Here is a 16,112-nt window from a genome sequence, read left to right on the forward strand (position 1 = left end):
GGGTCACGGCTGGAGCCGGTCCGGTTCGCGGTCCTTGCGGGCTCGCCGGGCGCGGAGCCAGCGCCGGGCTCGGAAAGCCAACCAGCCCAGGAAGATGAGCAGCAGCAGGATGGCGGCGAAGGCGAGGACGGGGACTGCCAGGGCCAGGACGGTCAGGAGCAGGGAGGTGCCGTCCTCGGCGGTGGAGACCACCGGGTTGCCCACGCCCGCGGTGGTTCCCGTGACGAAGGGGCGCGCCACCGTGCGGCCCGCGTGGACGCTGCCCGCGGTGACCGCGCCCAGGATGGCGGCGACGGCGGGCGGGAGGTTCGCGGAGATGCTGGTCTCGGCGGTGAAGAGGATCGCGCCGGAGGCGGGCGCCACGAGGGTGCCGATGGCGTGCAGGACCGAGTCGATGGCGGGGATCTTGTCACCGATGAGGTCGAAGACCAGCAGCAGGGCGATCACGATCAAGGCCGGGGTGGAGGAGAGCCAGCCGTAGGAGGAGCCGAGGTCGATCCAGCCCATGCGGTCGGCGACGCCCACCACCAGCAGGGGAAGCCAGGCATTGAGCCCCGCCGCGCCCGACAATCCGAACGCGCCGAGGATCGCTCCGACGGCCGATGTGATCTCCATGGGGACCAGTGTGCAGGCAGCGGGGGAGGGCGGCCGGTATTTGGGGCGGTCGCGGGTCCGGTTGCGGGACTGAACGGTTCATTTGAACAGGGCGTTACGGTTTCCCCGCTCCGGGCGGCATCGAGTGGCGGGGTGGGTGGCGCGGCGGGAGAATTTCGTCGTCCGCCCGGGGTGTGCGGTCGGGGAGAGAGGGACCGCTATGGCGGATCGGCGATACCTGGGTGGCGCGTTGGTCGGACGCGTGCGGGCGAAGGTGGCCGAGGACGGGCTGCTGCCGGTCCTGCGGGACATCGGGTTCGTCAGCCTCGGGAAGTACGGGCAGTTCCTGGTGACCGCGGTGACGGTGCCGCTCACCGCGCGGATGCTCGGGGTGAGCGGCGTCGGGCTGCTGGCCATCGGGATGTCGGCGTACTTCCTCGGATCGCTGGTCGTGGATCTCGGGATCAACACCTTCCTGGCCGCGCTGCTCGGGGATGAAGGACTCGATGAACTGCGGGGGAGCTACCTCGCGGTGCGGGCGGCCGGGCTCGGTGCGCTCGGGGTGGCGCTGGCGGCTGGACTGTCGTTCGGTGCCGGAGCACATCTGCGGATGATCCTGCTCGGATTGTTCGTCGGGGGGTTCCTGTCGATGTCCGAGGACTGGCTGCTGGTGGGGCAGGCCAGATTCGGGGCCTCGATGTCGTATCAGATCGCCGGGCGGGTGGTGTATCTCGTGCTGCTGGTCGGGGTGCTGCCACGGCTGCCGCACGCCGAGGTGGTCCTGGTGTGCCTGCTGCTGTCGTCCGCGGTCACGGTCGCGCTGACCTGGTGGGATGCGAACAAGCGGTTCGGGAAACCCGGGCGGCCGAGCAAGGTGGCGATGATCCTGCGCAAGGGCGCGCCCGTGCTGGCCTCCCGGCTGCTGGTGACCAGTTACGGGCAGGGGACGGCCACCGTGTACTCGTCGGTGCTCGACGCCGCCTCGCTCGGGTTGTATTCGGCGGGCGACAAACTCGTGCGCGCCGCCCAGTCCCTGCTGGATCCGATCGGGCTGGCACTACTGCCCCGGATGGCACGCGAGCGCACCGACCCGGGCTTCTGGCGGCACGAGCTGCGCGCCCTGGCCGCCTGCGTGATGGTGGCAGCCGTTGCGGTGGCGGGGATGTGGATCGCCGCGCCGCTCGCGGTGCGGGTCATCTACGACGACGAATTCCGCGCCGTGGTACCGATGCTGCGGGTCGAGGTGTGCATCCTGGTCGCCACCGCCACCACCTCGTTCGTCACCACCGCGATCCTGCCCGTCCGCCAGGACACCGTCGGCATCATGATCGGCGCGGTGATCGGGACCGCGGTGGCGGCCACCGCCCTGCTGCTCACCCTGCGCACGCACTCGGTGTGGACACTGGTGTGGGGCACGGTGGCCGCCGAATTCTGTGTCGCGGCCTGGTATCTCGCGCGCACCGGGCAACTGGCCGCGCGCGAGCGGCGTCAGCCGGCGCTACCGGCCAGCCACTGATCCCACGGCAGCGTCCAGTCGCCGTTCTGCCACACCTCCAGGGTCGCCCCGCCGGTGTTGTGCACCTCCACCACATCGCCGGGCTGCGCGAAGTTGAAGAACCACTGCGCGTTCTCGGCATTGAGGTTGAGGCAGCCGTGCGAGAGGTTGGTATTGCCCTGCGCCCAGACCGTGGAGTCCAGCTGATGCAGGTAGATGCCGTCGGTGCTGATGCGGGTCGCCCAGCCGATGGTCTCCTTGTACCCGAGCCGCGAGTTGATCGGCAGCCCGTACGACGAGGAGTCCATGATCACCGGGTTCGCCTTGTCCATCACCGTGTAGGTGCCGGGCATGGTCCAGAACGTGAACGTCTTGCCCGCGACGGTCTCCGATCCGCCGCGCCCCATGGAGGTGGGCATGGTGCGGATCAGCTGACCGTTCTCGAACACCTGCACCTGTTTGGTGTTGTCGTCGGCGATGGACACATGCGAGGGCCCGATCACGAAGCGCGACTTCGCGTCCTCCTGACCGAACAGCCCGTTGCCGACCTCCACGCCGTACAGGTTGGCCGCCACGTTCACCTTGGTGCCCGTCTTCCAGTACTCCTTGGGCCGCCAGTGCGCATTGCGGTTGTCCAGCCAGTACCAGGAGCCCTCCACCGGCGGATCGGTGGTGACGACCAGTCGCTTCTGCGCGGCCGCCCGGTCCGGGATGTCCTCGTCGAAGTGCGCGACGATGACCATGCCCACGCCGTAGCTGTTGCCGTCGACGATGGCCTGCCCGCCCGTGGTGTTCAGGTACACCTTCGTCTGGTTCTTCGGGTTGATGGTGGTGAAGGTGGAGGTGATCGGCCCGGTGGGACCGGTCACATCGACGCCGGAAGCCTTCAGTGTGTAGGTGCGGCCGTAGCCGAGCTGGTCGTTGGGCTTCCACGCGGTCTTGTCCGGCGTGTAGGTGCCCTCGATGACCTTGCCGTCGTCGTTGGTGAGCACGACGTCGGTCAGCACACCCCCGGTGGTGCTCACCTTCACCGGCGCCGACGGATCCACCTTGTCCGAGCCCGGCGCGGGCGACACCACGATGGACTGCTCGACCGGCGTGCGCGGACCGACCTTCCCGCTCGGGAGATTGGACGAGCACGCCGCCAGCACCAGCGTGAGCGTGACCAATACGCTCGCTGCGGCGTTCGTCCGAAAACGGCGGGGTGGCATGGCTTCCCTCCTGTAATCGCCGTGCGCCGCATCGCTGCACAGCATCTTGTTACTGCCCAGCGTAGTAGATTACTCGCCGTTTTCGATCTTCCAGCACGAGGTCATCCCTGAGAAATGACACCGATGTGAGACCCGCGAGCGACACGCCGGTCGGCAGTGGTCATTTCAGCGCCTGTTCCTTGATAGCGAGTTGCTGTCGCCCCTTCTGGAAGGTCACCTCGCGAATTCCCAGCGCCTGGTGCAGCTTGCCCGCGGGCAGCGTCACCGGTTTGGGCGCGGGCCCGTCGCCGGGTTTGGGTAGGGGATAGGCGGTGGTGGTGCCGCTGTAGAAGGTGACATTGCCCTCGGTCTTCGTGAACAGCTGGTGCACATGGCCGTTGAGGCAGGTGACCGACGAGAACCGCCGCAGGTAGCTGAGCGCCTGCGTGGCATCGTCTGTGCCCCAGCCCCATTGGGGGTACATGGCGAACAGCGGGATGTGGCTGAACACGATGATCGGTGTGTCGCTGGACAACCCGGCCACATCATTCCGGACGAAGTCGAGCTGATCCTGCCCGAGATGGCCGAGGTCCTTCAGGTTGAGCGTATTGACCAACCCGATCACGTGTACGCCCGCGATGTCGAAGCTGTACCAGCCGTCACCGCGCGCGCCGTTACCGAAGACGGACCGGTATCGAGAGCCGCCATCATCACTCGAATCATGTTCTCCCGGAACCGTGAACACGTGCGGCGTCGACAACCCGCCCATCATCTGCTTGACCTGATCGAACTGCTCCGCCGTCGCCAGGTGGGTCAGATCACCGGTGTGGATCACGAAATCGGGCTGATAGCCCAGCGAGTTCACCTGCGAGATGGCCTCGCAGAAGGTGTCGGTGACACCGGTGTTCGCGGTCCCGGTGAACCCGATGTGGCTGTCGCTGACCTGTGCGAACCGCAGCGTCGGCCGGGCCGGGGCGGCCGACGCGCTGCCCGCCACGTGCGACACCACCTCGCCGCCCACCACCGCCAGGCCCACCGCCGCGCCGAACCAGGCACTGTGCCGCATGAGCTGACGGCGGGTCATCCGCTGCGGATCGCGGGAGTCTTCCTCGTAGTCGTCGCCGGGGAGATCGGTGCTCACGGCGTCACCACCACGGTCGCGTGCATGAACGGGTGGATCGAGCAGACGTAGGCGAAGGTGCCCGGCTTGGGGAAAGCGAATGTGTAGGTCGCGCCCGTCCCCAGCGTCGGCGAGCGGAAGCTTCCGTCGTTCGCCACGACGGTGTGCGGCTCCTCGTCCTTGTTGGTCCAGGTCACGGTGGTCCCGGCCGTGACGGTCAGCGAGCTGGGTCCGAACGCGAAATTGTCGATGGCGACGGCATCGGGCCCGGCCGGCGCCGCGGGTTTCCCGGCGGCGGAGGTGCCCGCCGCCGAGGTCATCCCGGGCATGGCCGGGCCCCCGCCGTCCGGCACCATGCCGGGCGTGGCGGTGCCGGAAGCGAAGGTGAATCCGGGCGCGGCCGGATCCGCGGCTTTTCCGCCGCCGGGGGAGCCGCACGCGGTCGCGGTGAGCAGGGCCGCCGCGGCGACCCCGAGGGCGACGGCTACGCGTCGCGGGCTGCGGGTGGGTCTCATGAATCCGGTCCTCCGTCCGGGATGGGTCCGTTCGCTGCTGCGAACCGGTCATCCATGGATAGGGGAGCGGGTTACACGGGAACCGTTGCGCCTGAACGCCATTGACCCTCAGGCGGGCTCGGTGGGCGCGAACACCTCGATGGTGCCGTGGTGCTCGCGCACCTGGAGCAGCGGCAGCGGCGCCGGCGCCACCGGCAGCTGATGGGTGACCACCTGACCCTCGATCGAGAACGACGTCGAATGGCAGGGGCAGCGCAGCCGTTCGGCCGGGGCGTCCAGCCACAGCTTGCAGCCCTGATGGGTGCACACGCCCGACACCGCGACCGGATTCCCCTTGTCGCGGCGCACGAATCCGTTCACCGTCCCCACGTCGAAGGCCACCGTCGCGCCCTCCGGCAGATCCGCGGACCGCGCGATCGGCAGCCACGCACCGGAATTGGGCGACAGCGGCGTCTGCTGAGCGGCGGGCGGCGAACCCTCCTGGCCGTGTCCGAGCAGGGTGCGATCCACGACCGCGCCGACCGTGGCGGCGGCCGCGGCAGCCGAGGTCCCGATCAGCAGATTGCGGCGGCGATACCCGGTGGGCGCCGCCGATTCCGGCTCCGGTTCCTCCATCTCGGCGGCCAGCCGCCGGTGCAGGCCGCTCAGGAACTCCTCGCTGGGCGCGTCACTGCCCAGCCGGGCGGCGCGCAGCTCGATGGCCGCGCGCATCTCCTCGGCCTCGGCCTCGCCGGGGGTGAATCCCGTGGACCGCTTGCCCGCCAGTAGTTCGTCGACGAACCGCCGCACATCCCGCCCGCTCACCGCACACCTCGCTCAGTCAGCTGGGCCGCCCTCTGCACCGCCCGATGCTGCAACACCTTCGCATTCGCCACCGTCACCCCGAGGGTCTGCGCCGATTCCCGGATCGAGAGACCTTGCAGGAAACGCAGTTCCAGGATCCGGCGGTAGCGGTCCGGGAGTTCGGACAACACCGCCTTCGCGCGCGCCTCGGCGCCCGAGTCGTGGAACTCCTCCGGCGGATCGTCGGCGATGTCGCCGTCGATGGTGGTGATCTCCCGGCCCATGCGGGCCTTCCAGTGCGCTGCCAGCACGGTGCGGGCGGTGGCCCGCAGGTAGGCCCGCACCTCGGGGACGCTGGCCGTCATGCGCAGCGGTTTCAATGCCGCGGTGAACACCTCGGCGGTCAGATCCTCGGCATCGGGCCGGTTGCCGACCTTGCCGAACATCAACGCGTACACCCACGTCGCGTTGTCGCGGTACACCGCTTCCCAGCCGGGGTAGCTGTCACCGGACACCAGCCGCAACTCCCGACCCGAGCCGGAACTCGCGTCCGGCTGCGTCCGGCGCTCGGATTCGACCCGTCGCACCATGAACCGCCGCTTCCCGCATCCATCGAAGAGCTCGACGCGTGTTCACGTCTGTCAGTAGATAGCGGGCGGGGTTACAGCGCGGCCGTTTCGATCGCATCGGCCACGATCGGTCCCGGACCGTGCCCTAGCGGGCGGGCCGCAGCAGCTCGCCCAGCACCAGCCCGCGGACGGTCTTCGCGGCCACGACCAGCCAGGCGGCGACCAGCAGCGCGTAGAGGGCCACGGCGGTGACCGCGAACAGATCCGCGCCGGTGTGGCCGTAGAGGGCGGTGCTGCCGGTGACACAGCAGCCGAGCGGGAAGGTGAAGCCCCACCAGGTCAGGTTGAACGGCATCGAGGTGCGGGCGTGCCAGGTGACCGCGACCGCCAGGGCCAGCCACAGCATGGCGAATCCCCAGGCGGGAACACCGAACAGCACGGTGAAGACATCCATGCCGGCGGCGGTGCGCTCATCCACCGCGCCGGGGGCGACACCGGCCAGCGCACTCGCGGCGGTCACCGACTGGCCCAGCGGGCCCAGCACCAGCCACACGGTCGCGACCATCCCCGCGGGCGGCAGCCCGTGATGCAGCAGCCGCGACCAGATCAGGGTGATGGTGACCAGCGAGGCGATCAGGCTCAGGCCGAACATGGCCAGGCACGCCACGAACATGGTCAGCCGGGCCTGCCCGGCGGGAGTGTGCGGCACCAGCAACGCGCCCAGCGCCGCCGACACCATGGGCGGCACCACCGGCATGAGCCAGCCGCCGAACGCCGAATCGGGATCGAAGTGGTGCCGGGTGATCATCCGAAAGGGGATGCTCGCCGCGGTCAGCAATCCGAGAACCGTTCCCGCCGACCACAACACCCAGTCGACGGTCACGGCGGCGGACAACCCGATGACGTCCTTGCCCAGCATCAGAGTGCCCGCGCCGACGGTCATCAACGCCATGGGCGCGGCGCCGTAGAACTGCATCATCACCGGATGCATCCCGTGCCCGCGGGCCTCCTCGGGATAGCGCCGCCAGTGCAGCACCCACGCCCCGGCCAGGACGATCAGGATCAGCGCGGCCAGCGCCCACGCGAGAGTCGCGGCGCCCCGCAATCCGGGGAACCGCATCGGCAGGGTCGCCGCCGCGTTCCCGATGATCCCGGTCCCCATCACCACGGCGAACCAGTTCGGCGCCAGGTACCGCAGCGGCTCCCGGCCGCCCGAACGTTCCGAGGTCGTCGTATCCACGCGGGCGGCGGTCGCGGCGGGAACGGTTCGGCGGAAGGTCACGGTGGTCATGCCTCCACCTTGGCCCGACCGCACTTCCGCCGGTAGCAGGCACATTCCGATGGATGCATAGACTCGGTCTATGCCCTGGTTCAGTGAACCGATGGGGCCGCCTTGCGCAGGACCTCCAGGAACGCGCGCATCCACTGCGGATGGTCGGGCCAGGCGCGGCCGGTGACCAGATTGCCGTCGACGTGATCCGGGCTGTCGACCCAGCGGGCGCCCGCGGCGGCGATATCCGGTTCCAGGGCCGGGTAGGCGCTCGACGAGCGATCGCGCAGCACCCCGGCCGCGGCGAGGATGAGCGGGCCGTGGCACAGGGCGGCGATCGGCTTGTCGGCCTGGGCGAAGTGCTGGACGATGCGGCGGCAGTCCGGGTCGCCGCGTAGATACTCGGGCGCGCGGCCGCCGGGCACCACCAGGGCGGCGTACTCGGCCGGATCGACCTCGCCGAACGCCAGATCGGCGGGCCAGGTGCGGCCGAGCTTCTCGGTGTAGGTGTCGAAGCCCGCGGTGAAATCGTGGACCACGAACTGGAGTTGTTTGCGTGCGGGAGCCGCGATGTCGACCTCGTACCCCTCCTCCAGCAGGCGCTGGTACGGGTACATGACTTCGAGGTCTTCGGCGGCATCGCCGGTGATCAAGAGCACCTTCGTCATGGCGCACCTCCCAGTCGATGGTATCGGGATCGGCTGCGCGACTGCGGGTTTTCGGTTCAGCGGAGGGTTCTCGGTTCAGCCGACGATCCAGGCGCGCCGATCGTTCGGCACCGGCCGCAGGTGGCGCACCACCGCCAGGTCGGCAGGCGCGGCGTGGAGGGTGTCGTAGCGGTCGAACACCGCGGCCAATTCCGGGGACCAGCGGGCGAATTCGGCGCGGATCGGGCCCTCGGTCTCCAGCTGGCAGACCACGCCCAGGGCGGTGAGGAAACAGCGCGCGAAGGGGGTGAAGTAGGCGGGCATGTCCAGTTGGCGGTGGACGTTCGAGAGCCGGGGCGCCAGAACCGAGCGGACGTGGCCGCGCAGCCAGGCGGTGGTGAGGCGGAACGTGGGCACGGTGAGCGGCTCGCCGACGGCGTCCAACCCCTCGGCGAGCGCGGCCACGTCGTAGTCGCGGCCGGGGCGGACGAAGCCGTGGCGGCGGACCGCCGCGTCCAGTTCCGGGATGCCGCCGTTGAACGCCGCGTCCATCACCTCGCCGACCAGCTCCTCGAACCCCGGGGGCGGCCAGGGCGTGCAGGCCCCGAAATCCACCACGCCCAGCCGCCCGTCCGGGAGGATCCGGAAATTGCCCGGGTGGGGATCGCAGTACAGCAGGCCGGTGCGGGTCCACGCCGACAGCAGGAAACGGATGATCAGCAGGCCGACCCGGCTGCGCTCGGCGGGCGTGCCCGACTCGATGATCCGCGAAACCGGTGTGCCGGTGAGCCATTCGGTGACGATCACATCGCCCTGCTGGACGATCACGTCCGGGATGGCGAAGTCCGGGTCGCCCGCGTAGGCCAGTGCGAACCGGCGCTGATGTTCGGCCTCGGCGACGTAGTCGAGTTCGTCGGCGACGCAGGTGCAGATCGCCTCGGTCACCGCGGGCACGTCCGCCCCGGGCGCGAACACCGTCGCCAGCACCGAGAGTCGGCGCAGCTGTTCGAGATCGGCGAGCACCGCCGCGTGCGCGCCCGGATACATGACCTTCACCGCCACCGGGCGGCCGTCGTTCCACACCGCGCGATGCACCTGTCCGATCGAGGCGGCCGCCGCCCGGCGGTCGTCGAATTCGGTGAACCGCGAACGCCACTGAGCGCCCAGGCCCGCGATCATCGCCTCGTGCACGGTGGCCGGCAGCATGGTGGGCACCGATTCCTGCAGCTGGGTCAGCGCGGTCCGGTAGGGCGAGGCGATCTCGGCGGGCAGGGCCAGCTCGTAGAGCGAGAGCAGCTGGCCGAGTTTGGTTGCGCAGCCCTTCAATTCGCCCAGCACTTCGAAGATGTGCTGGGCGGTGCGCAGCCGGATCTCGGAATCCACCTCGGCGGCCGAGCGGCCCAGGGCGCGTTTGCCGACGCCGGCGGCCTGGCGGCCCGCGAATGCGACCGGGAGACTGGCGATCCGGGCATTGCGGACGGCAGCGCGGATCGGCGGGCCGCCGGGGTCACCCGCTGTCCGTTCCCGGATTCGCCGAATCGACATTGCTCACCCCATTGTGTGCGCGGCAGGGCCATCGGGTGCACGGCAGCGTCAGGGTCTGCGGAATAGCCCATGCACGTGCAGTTTGGCACACCAGAGCCTAAACTGTCTGGGACGTATCCGAAAGTTGTCGAAAGGTGACGGGATGGGTGCCCAGACGGTCGTGGCCGATGTCGCCGACGAGCTCGCTCGCCGCGTCGCGACCGGGGAATACGCACCCGGTGACCTGATGCCGTCGGTGCGCCAGGTCGCCGAGGAATTCGAGATGAACCGGGCCACGGCGCAATTGGTGCTGGGCCGGTTGGAGTCCTATGGTTTCGTCGACGCCCACCGCGGCCGCGGGTTCAGCGTGCGTGACGTGCGCCGCGCCGGTGGGGTGGACGTGTACCGGCGGCTGTTCCGGCTCAGCCTGCACGCGCCCGAGGTCGCCTCGGAGATGTTCGGCAATATCGTGGCCGCCGAACGCGCCATCGTGCTCGACGCCCTGCTCGACTACACCGCCGCGGAGCGCGGCATCGCACCCGGGGAACTGACCGCCCGGGTCGACGCGCTCGAAACCGAGGCCCGCGGCGCGGAACCCGACCACACCCGCCTGCTCGGCATCGAGCTCGGTCTGGTGCGCGCGATTCTCACCGACCTGGGCCACACCATGCAGCGCGCGGTGCTGAACTCGGTGGGGGAGATGCTGTTCGAGGTACCCGAAGCGGTCGAAGCGTACTTCGCGGTCTCCGCCGATCTGCACGTCCTGGTGTGGCGCGCCCTGCTCGCGGTCTGGGAAGCCGAGGGTGGGCCCTCACCGGCGCAATTGGCGCTGTTCGAGGACCTGTTCGCGATGTACCACGAAAAGGTGCGGGCCCGCTTCGACGAATTGGCGGGCCTGGACCCGGATTCGGGGACCCGTCCGCACAGCGCGACGGCTTAGGCGTCGCGCTGCACGGGACCCACGAAACGGGCCGATATCTCGGGCAATTCGGGCAGATGTCTCAGACGATCAGCCTCCGGCGAGCATGGCCGCCGCCACGAGCGCGCTGATAATGGCTAGCGCCAGCACCGCGAGGATCACCCGGGCGCTCTGGGTGGGTGGTTCGGCGGGCGGTTGGTCGGCCATGCGTTCATCTCCCTCGTAGGTAACGGGTCGTGCGCGGCTATCGTATTCCGGCGGCTCCCAAGATGTTTGGTGTCCCCCGGGTTCCGGCATAAACACTGCCATTTCCCCGGCCACGCCGGGGAAACCGGGGTGGCCGAATACGAAACGCACGACCCGCTGACCTACGGTCCGCCGGGCGCCCGCGGCGCCCGACTGTACCGGTCAGTAACGACCGAACAACACCGCCGCATTGTGCCCGCCGAATCCGAACGAATTGTTCAGTGCGAACTCCACTCCGGTCTTGCGCGGCTGCGTGTGCACCACATCCAGCTCCACGTCCGGATCCTGATTCTCCAGGTTCAGCGTCGGCGGAATCACCTGATCACGCAGCGTGAGCACCGAGATGATCGCCTCCAGCGCGCCGACCGCGCCCACCGAATGCCCCAGCGCCGACTTGGGCGCGTACACCGACGGATGCGTGCCCACCGCGGCGGTGATCCCCTTGGCCTCGGCCAGATCCCCGATGCTGGTTCCGGTGGCGTGCGCGTTCACGTGATCCACTTCCTCGGGCCGCACGCCCGCGGATTCGATGGCCCGGCGCATGGCCCGCGCGCAGCCCGCGCCCTCGGGATCCGGGGCGACCATGTGATAGCCGTCGGCGGTGAGACCGGCGCCCAGCAAGCGCGCCAACGGCTTCGCGCCGCGCGCCCGCGCGTGGTCCTCGGATTCGACCAGCAGCAGCGCGGCCGCCTCGCCGAACACGAAACCGTCACGGTCCCGATCGAAGGGGCGGGAAGCCCGCTCGGGCTCGTCGAGCCGGGTGCTCAGGGCGCGCGCCATCGAGAATCCGGCGATGGCCACCGGATTGATGTAGCCCTCGACGCCGCCCGCCACCACCATGTCGGCCTCGCCGAGCACGATCGAACGCCAGGCGTGCACCAGCGCCTCGTTGCCGGACGCGCACGCCGAGACCGGGGTGACCAGGCTCGCGCGCGCCCCGATCTCCAGGCCGACCACGCCGGAGACGCCATTGGGCATGGACATCGGCACCGCGAACGGCGAGACCTTGCGGTAGCCGTGGTCGCGCATGGCGTCATTGGCGTCCACGATGGTGTCCGCGCCGCCGAGCCCGGTGCCGATGCACACGCCCAGGCGGTCCTTGTCGACGTCGGGGTTGCCCGCCGTGTTCCACAGGCGTTTTCCCATCACGTACGACATTTGCTGCACGTAACACATGCGGCGCTTCTTGACCCGATCGAGTTCGTCGGTCGGATCAGCCGCGAGTTTGCCACCGATGGTTACCGGCAGGTTCAGCTTGGTGATTTCCGGGTCGTCGAGGGTGCTGATGCCACTGGCTCCGGACAAAAGTCCCTGCCAGGTGCCCTCGGTGTCGGGGGCGATCGAGGTCGTCATCTCCACGGCGGTGACCACGACATTTTGGAATCCGCCATTCCGGGTGGAGAATTCTGCGAGGCTATTCACTTTTCGCGTGTCCTTTTCGGCCAATTGGCAAGTCCTGCAGAGAATTCGCGAGCGCCTGCGAGGTTAACCCGAGAATCGCCGAAGTGCGGCACCGACACTCAGAAATGGTTGGTAACCTGCGCGGCCTCCGGTGGAAATGCGACCGACCGGATTCGGGCGGGTTCTTCGGCCGCCTGCTCGACTGTCGCGGTTCGGCAGCTCCGGGTACATTGTCTCAGACGGAGATTCGCTGCAAGGAGACCGATCGCATGACCGAGGCCCCGCACCGGCCCACCGTGACCAGCCCGCCCGTGATCGCCCGCCGCTGGACCATCCACGACATCCCCGATCAGACCGGCCGCACCGCCGTGATCACCGGCGCCAACAGCGGACTCGGCCTGCGCACCGCCGAGGCCCTGGCCGCCAAGGGCGCGCACGTCCTGCTGGCCTGCCGCAACGAGATCAAGGCCGCGGCCGCCCTGGAGCAGGTCGGGGCCGCCGCCACCGGACCGAAACCCGAAGTGCTGCCACTGGATCTGGCCGACCTGGCCTCCATCCGCCGCGCCGCCGACCACCTCGATGTCCGCGGTACGCCGATCGACATCCTGGTCAACAACGCCGGAGTGATGGCCCTGCCGCGGGATCAGCGCACCGCCGACGGGTTCGACGCCCAGTTCGGCACCAATCACCTGGGCCACTACGCGCTGACCGGATCATTGCTGCCGCTGCTGCTGCGCGCCCCCGAACCGCGGGTGGTGACCGTGTCGTCCATCGCGGCGTGGGGCGGGATGATCAACTGGCTGGATCCGAACTGGCGGCGGGTGTACGTGCGCTGGCCCGCCTACAGCCAATCGAAACTCGCCAATCTCCTGTTCACCGCGGAACTGCACCGCCGGGCCGGGGCGGCGGGGGTGCATCTGACCGCGGTGGCGGCGCATCCGGGTCTGTCGGCGACCAATCTCTACACGTCCGCGCCGGAAAGGGGTGTGGCGGCGGTCATCGCGGCGATGCAGCAGCGAATGCTGTTCTCGCTGGCCCAATCCGACGCCAAGGGCGCGCTGCCGCAGCTCTATGCCGCCACCACGCCGGGGCTGGCCGGAAACTCCTACTGCGGGCCCGCGTTCGAAGCGTTCGGATATCCGCGCCGGACGCTGCGGAATCCGCTGGCCTACAGCCGTTTCCAGGCGCGGCGGCTCTGGGAGCTGAGTGAGAAGCTGACCGGCGTCACCTACGCCTGGTCCTGATCGTCACGCGCTCCCCAGCCCACGGCCCCATCCACTACTGAGTCCGCGTCGTCGCGAAACAATATGCCGCAGAACTGCATTGGTAACGCTCACCGGCGGCGCAGGAGCATTCCCCGGATGTAGGCGGCTTGGCCCGCGTGCTGGATGTCGTCGTCGATGACGCTGACGAGGCGGACGCCGAGGGTGACCGGGGGATCCCAGCGGGTATCGACGATGCGGGGGAGATCGGCGTCGGTGAGAGTGGAGACGTAGGTGATGGTGGCGGCGTGGACGGCGTCGTAGTAGGCGAGGAGGAGGTCGGCGGGGACGTCGGCGAGGGCGGCGACGTCGGTGGGGTTGTGGGCGTAGCCGGTGGCGGTGGCGTCGAAGGGGAGGTTGAAGCGGGTGGACCAGCCGCCGGCGGTCCAGAGTTGCTCGGTGCCGGCGACGTCGGCGATGTGGTCGTCCTGGACCCGGGTGAGGTGCCAGATCAGCCAGGCGATGGAGTTGGCGTCGCCGTCGGGCTGGATGCCGAGCTCGGCCTGGGTGAGGTCGGCGACGGTGCCGTGGACGTTCTCCTTGATCCGGCCGAAGGCGTCCACCAGCAGGTCAGCGCTTGTCATGGTTCGATCCGATCGTCGAGGGACGGAGGATGTTCCGGGCTTGCTACAGACTGAAAGCGATCGCGCGCAGCACCAGCACGGCGATGAAGACGACGGTGAAGGCCAGGTCGATCTGGACGCCGCCGAGGCGAATCGGCTTGAGGATCCGGCGGACCGGGGCGATCACCGGCTCGGTCAGGCGGTGCACGACATCACGGGCCTTGCGCAGCGCGGGCGGGGTGTCGCCGAGGACGCCGATCCAGTCGATGATCAGGCGGGCGATCAGCAGCAGCATGAACAGCGTCAGGGCGAGCCCGATCAGTGAACCCAGGAATGACATGGCGGCGGACTCCTTCTTCGTGGCCGGCCTTACGTCGATCAACGCCCGGCGTCGGTCGAAAGTGCCCCCATCGTCGACCATGACCGTCCGGTTCGCGGGCGGGCTCGCCGGAGCCGTGCGAGAATCTGGGCTGCTGTTCGCTCAGCTCGCCCGCGACCGCACAAGGAGTCCACGTGCGCATGAAGTATCTGGTCGGCCTGCCGGTGGCCGTCCTCTCGCTGACCCCGGTCGTCGCCGCCGTCGACGCCGCGACCGCCCAGGCCGCCGCGCCGACCTGGACCTGCAACGCCCAGACCTGGGACGGCCAGACCCTGCCCACCCTGACCGTCGACGCCAAGCGTGGCAAGCATCAGGCCGCGGGCGTCGCGCAGACCAAATGGGGCGGCATCGCCAAGTACGCGACCATCGACTGCAAGCCCAACAACTGAGCCCGGACCCGTCGCGTCAGATGGCGCGACGGTGGTTCAGATAGGTGAAGGAGGCGAGGCCCAGCGGGATCTGGCACCAGAAGGTGAGGAGCCGGAACCCCAGGGCCGCGCCCACCGCCACCCCGGCGGTCAGGCCCGCGACCGCGGTGAGGCCCGCCGCGATGGTGATCTCCTTGGTGGCCACGCCGTTGGGGGACGGTGCCAGCGGAGCCAGCGCCACGGTCACCAGTTCCACCACGAAGGTGTCCGGCAGGCTGAGATCCGCCCCGACCGCGTGCAACACCGCCCACAACGCCACCACCATGAGCAGCGGCTGCAACAGCGCGCAGATCCACAACGCCGCCGCCCGCCGCGGCCGGAAAGCGGTGGTGGCCACGGACTTCCACGCGAACTCGGCATCGGAGCGGGCATGCCGCAGCCGTTCGGGCAGCCGTCGCCAACCGCCCTGCGCGGTCACCCGCCGATGCAGGACCAGACCCGCCACGGCCGCCACGACGCCTGCCGCGATCAGCATCGCGACCATGATCAGCGCTGTGCGCCAGGGGTTCTCGCCCACGAAGTGATGCCACGTACCCGACGTTCGCGCACCGAGGTCGTGCCACGGGGGCTGTGCGCCATGGCGACTCATCAAACTCGGCGCGGCCAGCACCGCGACCACCACCAGCGGCACCCGGACCATGAGCGCGGCGAACCCCATCAATCCCATGGACGCCATCGCCCCGGTACGGCTGAGCCCGGTCCGGCGCAGGAATCGCAGGCGCAGCAACAGTGAGGCCGCGGGCACCAGCCCGATAGCGGGCACCGCGAGCTGCAGGGCGAACAACTGCCCGGTGGTCGGCCGCGCGGGTATGGAGCCGCGCAACATGAAAACCGAGGTGGGCCACAGGGCGAGGGTGGCCAGCGCGGCGACCAGCAGCCAGCGCGGGTCCGCTCCGGCGAGGGCGTGCACTCCCGTCAGGACCGCGTCCCGCTGCCAGACGGCCGCGGCCGACACCAGCAGGGTGCACACGACGGTGGGCAGGGCCTTCCTCGCTGTTGCGGGAACGGCCGCCATCCGCCTCTCCTCAGGTATCGCAGACGAAATTTCCCCGGTGAATCGCATACGCGGGGGTCAACATTAACGCGATCGGAGGGCCGTGACCAGGGTTGTCCGAATAGTCCTGTGCGCCATCGGCAACGGAACGGTCGTCTTGTGAACGCGCCCCGGTGATACGCCGTATACCCGAGTAGGCTCACGAACGGATGG

Annotated in this window: 17 protein-coding genes; 4 read left to right on the forward strand and 13 right to left on the reverse strand. The window is 69.3% G+C overall.

Translation table 11 applies throughout. The features are described 5' to 3' along the window. Positions 1-3 precede the first annotated feature (3 nt). Positions 4-615, reverse strand: coding sequence for a DUF4126 domain-containing protein (locus ACFRAQ_RS09555; RefSeq protein WP_379096632.1), 612 nt, complete (start codon positions 613-615; stop codon positions 4-6). Between the two features lie 199 nt (positions 616-814). Between ACFRAQ_RS09555 and ACFRAQ_RS09560 the strand changes: the two genes are divergently transcribed. Then, complete coding sequence (locus ACFRAQ_RS09560) at positions 815-2,110, forward strand: lipopolysaccharide biosynthesis protein (protein WP_379096635.1); 1,296 nt, start codon at positions 815-817, stop codon at positions 2,108-2,110. Here ACFRAQ_RS09560 and ACFRAQ_RS09565 read toward each other — a convergent pair. From ACFRAQ_RS09565 to ACFRAQ_RS09600, 8 genes are all read right to left on the reverse strand, one after another. After that, the gene (locus ACFRAQ_RS09565) at positions 2,083-3,300 is read right to left on the reverse strand and encodes an Ig-like domain-containing protein (RefSeq protein WP_379096638.1); all 1,218 of its coding nucleotides are present in this window, start codon (positions 3,298-3,300) and stop codon (positions 2,083-2,085) included. The two genes, ACFRAQ_RS09560 and ACFRAQ_RS09565, sit on opposite strands and share 28 nt — an antisense overlap. A 160-nt stretch (positions 3,301-3,460) precedes the next feature. After that, positions 3,461-4,363 (reverse strand): metallophosphoesterase family protein, encoded by a 903-nt coding sequence (locus ACFRAQ_RS09570; RefSeq protein ID WP_379100173.1) that lies wholly within the window; start codon positions 4,361-4,363, stop codon positions 3,461-3,463. A 53-nt stretch (positions 4,364-4,416) separates the two neighbouring features. Next, entirely contained in the window at positions 4,417-4,914 is a 498-nt protein-coding gene (locus tag ACFRAQ_RS09575) for a cupredoxin family copper-binding protein (RefSeq protein ID WP_379096641.1), read from the reverse strand. 108 nt (positions 4,915-5,022) lie between these two features. Further along, positions 5,023-5,718, reverse strand: coding sequence for a Rieske (2Fe-2S) protein (locus ACFRAQ_RS09580; RefSeq protein WP_379096644.1), 696 nt, complete (start codon positions 5,716-5,718; stop codon positions 5,023-5,025). After that, the gene (locus tag ACFRAQ_RS09585; protein ID WP_379096647.1) at positions 5,715-6,287 is read right to left on the reverse strand and encodes an RNA polymerase sigma factor; all 573 of its coding nucleotides are present in this window, start codon (positions 6,285-6,287) and stop codon (positions 5,715-5,717) included. The genes ACFRAQ_RS09580 and ACFRAQ_RS09585 overlap by 4 nt, the downstream gene beginning before the upstream one ends. Positions 6,288-6,411: 124 nt before the next feature. Next, positions 6,412-7,557 carry a TDT family transporter gene (locus ACFRAQ_RS09590; protein ID WP_379096650.1) on the reverse strand — a complete coding sequence of 382 codons (1,146 nt, stop codon included), beginning with the start codon at positions 7,555-7,557 and terminating at the stop codon, positions 6,412-6,414. 80 nt (positions 7,558-7,637) lie between these two features. Beyond that, positions 7,638-8,204: a DJ-1/PfpI family protein gene (locus ACFRAQ_RS09595; RefSeq protein ID WP_379096653.1), complete on the reverse strand. Its 567-nt coding sequence runs from the start codon at positions 8,202-8,204 to the stop codon at positions 7,638-7,640. A gap of 75 nt (positions 8,205-8,279) precedes the next feature. Next, complete coding sequence (locus ACFRAQ_RS09600; RefSeq protein WP_379096656.1) at positions 8,280-9,728, reverse strand: ABC1 kinase family protein; 1,449 nt, start codon at positions 9,726-9,728, stop codon at positions 8,280-8,282. A 142-nt stretch (positions 9,729-9,870) separates the two neighbouring features. Between ACFRAQ_RS09600 and ACFRAQ_RS09605 the strand changes: the two genes are divergently transcribed. Continuing rightward, complete coding sequence (locus ACFRAQ_RS09605; protein WP_379096657.1) at positions 9,871-10,647, forward strand: winged helix-turn-helix domain-containing protein; 777 nt, start codon at positions 9,871-9,873, stop codon at positions 10,645-10,647. A 387-nt stretch (positions 10,648-11,034) separates the two neighbouring features. Here ACFRAQ_RS09605 and ACFRAQ_RS09610 read toward each other — a convergent pair whose 3' ends face one another. Further along, positions 11,035-12,294 carry a KasA/KasB family beta-ketoacyl-ACP synthase gene (locus ACFRAQ_RS09610; RefSeq protein WP_379096660.1) on the reverse strand — a complete coding sequence of 420 codons (1,260 nt, stop codon included), beginning with the start codon at positions 12,292-12,294 and terminating at the stop codon, positions 11,035-11,037. A gap of 248 nt (positions 12,295-12,542) precedes the next feature. Here ACFRAQ_RS09610 and ACFRAQ_RS09615 point away from each other — a divergent pair, with 248 nt between their 5' ends. After that, the gene (locus ACFRAQ_RS09615; RefSeq protein WP_379096662.1) at positions 12,543-13,517 is read left to right on the forward strand and encodes an oxidoreductase; all 975 of its coding nucleotides are present in this window, start codon (positions 12,543-12,545) and stop codon (positions 13,515-13,517) included. A gap of 89 nt (positions 13,518-13,606) precedes the next feature. On the opposite strand, the gene ACFRAQ_RS09620 is transcribed toward ACFRAQ_RS09615, so the two are convergent. Beyond that, positions 13,607-14,119, reverse strand: coding sequence for a DinB family protein (locus tag ACFRAQ_RS09620; protein ID WP_379096665.1), 513 nt, complete (start codon positions 14,117-14,119; stop codon positions 13,607-13,609). Positions 14,120-14,162: 43 nt separating this feature from the next. Continuing rightward, the gene (locus tag ACFRAQ_RS09625; RefSeq protein WP_379096668.1) at positions 14,163-14,438 is read right to left on the reverse strand and encodes a YggT family protein; all 276 of its coding nucleotides are present in this window, start codon (positions 14,436-14,438) and stop codon (positions 14,163-14,165) included. A 173-nt stretch (positions 14,439-14,611) separates the two neighbouring features. On the opposite strand from ACFRAQ_RS09625, the gene ACFRAQ_RS09630 reads away from it, so the two are divergent. Beyond that, a complete protein-coding gene (locus ACFRAQ_RS09630) occupies positions 14,612-14,866 on the forward strand; it encodes a hypothetical protein (protein ID WP_379096671.1) in 255 nt (84 codons plus the stop codon). Between the two features lie 16 nt (positions 14,867-14,882). Here ACFRAQ_RS09630 and ACFRAQ_RS09635 read toward each other — a convergent pair whose 3' ends face one another. After that, on the reverse strand, positions 14,883-15,920 hold the full coding sequence (locus tag ACFRAQ_RS09635) for a YbhN family protein (protein WP_379096674.1): 1,038 nt from the start codon (positions 15,918-15,920) through the stop codon (positions 14,883-14,885). Positions 15,921-16,112: the final 192 nt, after the last annotated feature.

It is taken from the genome of Nocardia sp. NPDC056611, from assembly GCF_042792755.1.
Classification (GTDB): Bacteria; Actinomycetota; Actinomycetes; order Mycobacteriales; family Mycobacteriaceae; genus Nocardia.

Excerpts from the sequence above, each read along its gene's own strand:
- ACFRAQ_RS09555 (WP_379096632.1), bottom strand. The coding sequence starts at position 615 with ATGGAGATCACATCGGCCGTCGGAGCGATCCTCGGCGCGTTCGGATTG.
- ACFRAQ_RS09560 (WP_379096635.1), top strand. The coding sequence starts at position 815 with ATGGCGGATCGGCGATACCTGGGTGGCGCGTTGGTCGGACGCGTGCGG.
- ACFRAQ_RS09565 (WP_379096638.1), bottom strand. The coding sequence starts at position 3,300 with ATGCCACCCCGCCGTTTTCGGACGAACGCCGCAGCGAGCGTATTGGTC.
- ACFRAQ_RS09570 (WP_379100173.1), bottom strand. The coding sequence starts at position 4,363 with ATGACCCGCCGTCAGCTCATGCGGCACAGTGCCTGGTTCGGCGCGGCG.
- ACFRAQ_RS09575 (WP_379096641.1), bottom strand. The coding sequence starts at position 4,914 with ATGAGACCCACCCGCAGCCCGCGACGCGTAGCCGTCGCCCTCGGGGTC.
- ACFRAQ_RS09585 (WP_379096647.1), bottom strand. The coding sequence starts at position 6,287 with ATGGTGCGACGGGTCGAATCCGAGCGCCGGACGCAGCCGGACGCGAGT.
- ACFRAQ_RS09590 (WP_379096650.1), bottom strand. The coding sequence starts at position 7,557 with ATGACCACCGTGACCTTCCGCCGAACCGTTCCCGCCGCGACCGCCGCC.
- ACFRAQ_RS09595 (WP_379096653.1), bottom strand. The coding sequence starts at position 8,204 with ATGACGAAGGTGCTCTTGATCACCGGCGATGCCGCCGAAGACCTCGAA.
- ACFRAQ_RS09600 (WP_379096656.1), bottom strand. The coding sequence starts at position 9,728 with ATGTCGATTCGGCGAATCCGGGAACGGACAGCGGGTGACCCCGGCGGC.
- ACFRAQ_RS09605 (WP_379096657.1), top strand. The coding sequence starts at position 9,871 with ATGGGTGCCCAGACGGTCGTGGCCGATGTCGCCGACGAGCTCGCTCGC.
- ACFRAQ_RS09615 (WP_379096662.1), top strand. The coding sequence starts at position 12,543 with ATGACCGAGGCCCCGCACCGGCCCACCGTGACCAGCCCGCCCGTGATC.
- ACFRAQ_RS09620 (WP_379096665.1), bottom strand. The coding sequence starts at position 14,119 with ATGACAAGCGCTGACCTGCTGGTGGACGCCTTCGGCCGGATCAAGGAG.
- ACFRAQ_RS09625 (WP_379096668.1), bottom strand. The coding sequence starts at position 14,438 with ATGTCATTCCTGGGTTCACTGATCGGGCTCGCCCTGACGCTGTTCATG.
- ACFRAQ_RS09635 (WP_379096674.1), bottom strand. The coding sequence starts at position 15,920 with ATGGCGGCCGTTCCCGCAACAGCGAGGAAGGCCCTGCCCACCGTCGTG.